Here is a 4,689-nt window from a genome sequence, read left to right as displayed (position 1 = left end):
GGTCGTCGACCCGAGCAAGGTCGACGACGCCGCCCTGAAGGCCGCGGGCGCCCACGGCGTCGTCAAGATGGGCACGGCCATCCAGGTCGTCATCGGCACCGACGCGGACCCGATCGCCGCGGACATCGAAGACATGATGTGAAGACCTGACACAGACGTGGAGATCCCACCCCTGAGGGGCCGCTTCCGGTGACCGGGCGGCCCCTCAGCCGTGAACGACTAGGCTCGGCGCCATGTCTCGCATCGACGGCCGCACGCCCGAACAGCTCCGCCCGATCACCATCGAACGCGGCTGGAGCAAGCACGCCGAGGGTTCCGTCCTCGTCTCCTTCGGCGACACGAAGGTCCTCTGCACCGCCTCCTTCACCGAAGGCGTCCCGCGCTGGCGCAAGGGCAGCGGCGAGGGCTGGGTGACCGCCGAGTACTCCATGCTGCCCCGCGCCACCAACACCCGCGGCGACCGCGAGTCCGTCCGCGGCAGGATCGGCGGACGCACCCACGAGATCAGCCGGCTCATCGGCCGCTCCCTGCGCGCGGTCATCGACTACAAGGCGCTCGGCGAGAACACCGTCGTCCTGGACTGCGACGTCCTCCAGGCCGACGGGGGCACCCGCACCGCCGCCATCACCGGCGCGTACGTCGCCCTCGCCGACGCCGTCTCCTGGGCCCAGGGCAGGAAGCTCGTCAAGGCCAACCGCCGGCCCCTCACCGGAACCGTCAGCGCCGTCTCCGTCGGCATCGTCGGCGGCGTCCCCCTCCTCGACCTCTGCTACGAGGAGGACGTGCGCGCCGACACCGACATGAACGTCGTCTGCACCGGGGACGGCCGCTTCGTCGAGGTGCAGGGCACCGCCGAGGCCGAGCCGTTCGACCGCGACGAGCTCAACTCCCTCCTCGACCTCGCCACCCTCGGCTGCACCGAACTCGCCACCGCCCAGCGCACGGCGCTCGACACGGTCCCCGAAGGGTGACGGTCCCCGAAGGGTGACGGCCCCTGAAGGGAACAGTCCTCGAAGGGTGACGGCCCCCGAAGGGTAAAGGACGTACCAAGACGGCCGGATGTCGCGAGCAACCGGGGCACCGGCCGCCGCGTCCCTACAGATGCGGGCGCACGGCACACCGGTGCCGCCCGGCCAGTACCCAACCGGGGGTCCTCAGACCCACCGGCCGGGGCCCACGGGGCCTGACCACGGGAGGACGTTCCATGGCCGCGAGCCGCCGCCGACCCCGCCGCACCGCCACCGCCGTCGCCGCGGCCGTGGCGGCCGTCGCACTGACCGCCGGACTGACCACCGGCTGCGACGCCGTCAACAAGGCACTCGACTGCGTCCAGACCGCCGACACGATCGCCGACAGCGTCACCGACCTCCAGCAGGCCGTGGAGAACGCGGCGAACGACCCGACGCAGGCGGACGAAGCGCTCGACTCGATCGACAAGAACCTCGACACCATCGACGACAAGACCGACGACACCGACATCAACAAGGCCGTGGACGACCTCCAGGCGGCGGTCACCGACGTCCGCACCGCCATCAGGGACGGCGACCCGACCCCCGACATCGGCTCCGTCACCGACGCGGCGGGCGAACTGACGAAGGTCTGCACCCCCTGACGGCACCTGCCGCCCGGCCGGAGCGACCTGGCTAGGGTGAGCACCATGAGCCGCCTGATCCTCGCCACCCGCAACCCCGGAAAGATCACCGAGCTGAGGGCGATCCTCGCCGCCGCAGGTCTGCAGCACGACCTCGTCGGCGCGGACGCCTACCCGGACATCCCCGACGTCAAGGAAACCGGCGTCACCTTCGCGCAGAACGCCCTCCTCAAGGCCCACGCCCTCGCCCGGGCCACCGGCCTGCCCGCCGTCGCCGACGACTCCGGCCTCTGTGTCGACGTGCTCGGCGGCGCCCCCGGCATCTTCTCCGCCCGCTGGTCCGGCACGCACGGCGACGACCGGGCCAACCTCAGGCTGCTCCTCGCCCAGCTCGGCGACATCGCCGACGAGCACCGCGCCGCCCACTTCGCCTGCGCCGCCGCCCTCGCCCTGCCCGACGGCACCGAACGCGTGGTGGAGGGCCGCCTGCGCGGCACCCTGCGCCACGAGCCCGCCGGCACCCACGGCTTCGGCTACGACCCGATCCTCCAGCCCGACGGCGAAACCCGCACCTGCGCGGAACTGACCCCCGACGAGAAGAACGCGATCAGCCACCGAGGCAAGGCGTTCCGCGAACTGGCACCGGCGGTGAAGGAATTGCTGGGCTGAGCGCCCGAAAAGGAGCGGCCTGCGAATCAACCATCGATTCGCAGGCCGTAACTGTGCGGCGGAAGGGATTCGAACCCTCAAGCCGTTTCACGGGCCACAGATCCTAAGTCTGCTGCGTCAGCCGTTGCGCCACCGCCGCCAGCGCACGCCATGTTACCGGTCGTGAGGACGCGGATCGGCGTGGATCAGCGGGGATCGGCGGGGATCACGGCACGCCGGTCTCAGACCCCCAGGTCCTTGATGATCTTTGCTACGTGGCCCGTCGCCCGGACGTTGTAGAGGGCCCGTTCCACCTTGCCCTCCTCGTCGATCACGATCGTGGAGCGGATGACGCCCAGGTACGTCCTGCCGTAGTTCTTCTTCTCGCCGTAGGCGCCGTACGCGTCCAGGACCTTCTTGTCCGGGTCGCCGACCAGCGTGACCCTCAGGTTCTCCTTCTCGCGGAACTTGGCGAGTTTCTCCGGCTCGTCGGGGGAGACGCCGATGACGTCGTAGCCGGCGCCCGCGAGCAGGTCCAGGTTGTCCGTGAAGTCGCACGCCTGCTTCGTGCAGCCCGGGGTGAGGGCGGCCGGGTAGAAGTAGAGGATGACCTTGCGGCCCTTGTGGTCGGCGAGGGACACCTCGTTGCCGTCGGCGTCCGGCAGGGTGAAGGCGGGGGCGGTGTCGCCGGGCTCGAGTCGCTCGCTCATCTCGGTTCGGTCTCCTTGCGAGGTGGTGGATACGGAAGCGAGCGTAATGGGGGTGCCGGGCGGTGTGCGGCGAGGGAAGCTGACAGACTGTGGCTTGGATACAGGGCCGACGGGAACAGGCCATGGGAAACAACCACGACGACCACGGAGGCAGCGCGTGTCGGACACGTCGAGCACGCCGGACACCAGGACTCCGGCGCAGATCGAGGCGGACATCAAACGCCGTCGCGAGACCCTCGCCGAGACGCTCGACGAGATCGGTGTGCGGGTGCACCCGAAGACCGTCGTCGGGGACGCCAAGGCCAGGATGGCGTCCAGCGTCGACCACACCCTCGGACGTGCCTACGTCGGCGCCAACCGCGTCGTCGACGAGGTGAAGGCGCAGTTCGTCACGGAGGACGGGGCACCGCGGCTCGACCGCATCGTGCCCGTGGCCCTCGTGGTGGTCGGCGTCGTCGGACTGCTCACCCTGAGCACCAGGCGCCGCAGGGGCTGAGCCGCCCCGCGGCCGCGTGCACCCCGCCCGCCCACGGGCGGCTCGAAGGCAGGTAGGTTCGGACCGTGAGCACGAAGAGCAATGAGCCCAGCAGTCATCACGACGACAAGCTGCCCATCCGGATGCTGCACGACCGTGTGCTGGTGCGGCAGGACGCCGCCGAGGGGGAGCGCAGGTCCGGTGGCGGCATCCTGATCCCCGCGACCGCGGCGGTGGGCCGGCGGCTGGCCTGGGCCGAGGTCGTCGCGGTCGGGCAGAACGTACGGACGGTGGAGCCGGGCGACCGGGTGCTGTACGACCCGGAGGACCGTGCCGAGGTGGAGGTGCGCGGCACCGCGTACGTACTGATGCGTGAGCGGGACCTGCACGCCGTGGCCGCGGACCGGTTCGAGGGGTCCGAGGACTCCACCGGGCTGTATCTCTGAACCTATGACTCTCCGACTCTCCGACTCTCCGGCTCTCTGAGTTTCTGAGTGTCTTCGAGGATCTCCGGGGGCTGGTGACCGTTGTCACCAGCCCCTTCCGGCTGTCCGGCGCCGCCCGTTGCTACCGTTGGGGACACCCGACGAGACGCGCCGTACCGGGACAGGCAAAGACGACGCACCCCTGTTGATTTCCGCACGGAGGTGCCTCATGGCCTGGGTCCTGCTCGTCGTCGCCGGTCTGCTGGAGGTCGGCTGGTCGGTCGGCATGAAGTACACCGAGGGGTTCACCCGGCTCGTGCCCAGTGTGCTGACCGGCGCCGGGATCGTCGCCAGCATGGTCCTGCTGGCGCAGGCGGCGAAGACGCTGCCCATCGGTACCGCGTACGGGGTCTGGGTGGGCATCGGCGCGGCCGGGGCGGCGGTGTACGGGATGGCGGTGCTCGGTGAACCGGCGACCGCCGCCCGCATCTTCTTCGTCTGCCTGCTCCTGGTGGCCGTGGTCGGGCTGAAGGCGACCTCCGGCCACTAGTCACCAGTCATCAGCCATCAGTCACTGGTCATCGGTCACTGGTCATCGGTCACTGGTGGTCAGTCGCCGGTGACGGGGCCGGGCCGCCTGTCAGCGGCGGCCCGGCCCCGGGGCTACGGGAGACCTCCGAACGTCGTTCCCGTGGTCCCGTCCGCGCCCTCCGCCGTACCGCCTCCGTCGGTCGTCGTCCCGCCGTTGCCGACGGCACCGCCGGGTCCGGTCGTGCCGCCGTCGCCACCGGTCGTGGGACCTCCGTCGGTCGTCGTCCCGCCGTTGCCGACGGCACCGCC

General features: G+C 70.6%; 7 protein-coding genes, 1 tRNA gene, 1 pseudogene and 1 riboswitch. Of the genes and pseudogenes, 7 read left to right on the top strand and 2 right to left on the bottom strand.

Annotated features, from left to right (window positions below):
• The 4 genes and pseudogenes from HO151_RS00050 to rdgB all read left to right on the top strand — a co-directional run.
• A pseudogene (locus HO151_RS00050) lies at positions 1-142 on the top strand (PTS sugar transporter); the annotation flags it as partial.
• A gap of 91 nt (positions 143-233) precedes the next feature.
• Entirely contained in the window at positions 234-971 is a 738-nt protein-coding gene (rph, locus tag HO151_RS00045; RefSeq protein ID WP_173894091.1) for a ribonuclease PH, read from the top strand.
• A 233-nt stretch (positions 972-1,204) separates the two neighbouring features.
• Entirely contained in the window at positions 1,205-1,612 is a 408-nt protein-coding gene (locus tag HO151_RS00040; protein WP_173894090.1) for a hypothetical protein, read from the top strand.
• Between the two features lie 45 nt (positions 1,613-1,657).
• Complete coding sequence (rdgB, locus tag HO151_RS00035) at positions 1,658-2,260, top strand: RdgB/HAM1 family non-canonical purine NTP pyrophosphatase (protein WP_173894089.1); 603 nt, start codon at positions 1,658-1,660, stop codon at positions 2,258-2,260.
• 54 nt (positions 2,261-2,314) lie between these two features.
• Here the strand turns inward: rdgB and HO151_RS00030 are convergent.
• Together HO151_RS00030 and bcp are read right to left on the bottom strand one after the other, a co-directional pair.
• Positions 2,315-2,399, bottom strand: a tRNA-Leu gene (locus HO151_RS00030).
• Positions 2,400-2,481: 82 nt separating this feature from the next.
• Positions 2,482-2,949 (bottom strand): thioredoxin-dependent thiol peroxidase, encoded by a 468-nt coding sequence (gene bcp / locus HO151_RS00025; RefSeq protein ID WP_173894088.1) that lies wholly within the window; start codon positions 2,947-2,949, stop codon positions 2,482-2,484.
• Positions 2,950-3,106: 157 nt separating this feature from the next.
• Between bcp and HO151_RS00020 the strand changes: the two genes are divergently transcribed.
• The 3 genes from HO151_RS00020 to HO151_RS00010 all read left to right on the top strand — a co-directional run bounded on the left by HO151_RS00020 (position 3,107) and on the right by HO151_RS00010 (position 4,399).
• Positions 3,107-3,445 carry a DUF3618 domain-containing protein gene (locus tag HO151_RS00020; protein WP_173894087.1) on the top strand — a complete coding sequence of 113 codons (339 nt, stop codon included), beginning with the start codon at positions 3,107-3,109 and terminating at the stop codon, positions 3,443-3,445.
• Positions 3,446-3,567: 122 nt separating this feature from the next.
• Positions 3,568-3,870: a co-chaperone GroES gene (locus HO151_RS00015; RefSeq protein WP_052454563.1), complete on the top strand. Its 303-nt coding sequence runs from the start codon at positions 3,568-3,570 to the stop codon at positions 3,868-3,870.
• A 117-nt stretch (positions 3,871-3,987) separates the two neighbouring features.
• Positions 3,988-4,050, top strand: a riboswitch (guanidine-III (ykkC-III) riboswitch).
• 28 nt (positions 4,051-4,078) lie between these two features.
• Positions 4,079-4,399: a multidrug efflux SMR transporter gene (locus tag HO151_RS00010; RefSeq protein ID WP_173894086.1), complete on the top strand. Its 321-nt coding sequence runs from the start codon at positions 4,079-4,081 to the stop codon at positions 4,397-4,399.
• The last annotated feature ends 290 nt before the right edge of the window (positions 4,400-4,689 follow it).

Source organism: Streptomyces sp. 8P21H-1 (assembly GCF_013302945.1).
This window is presented reverse-complemented; position numbering and strand designations above follow the sequence as displayed.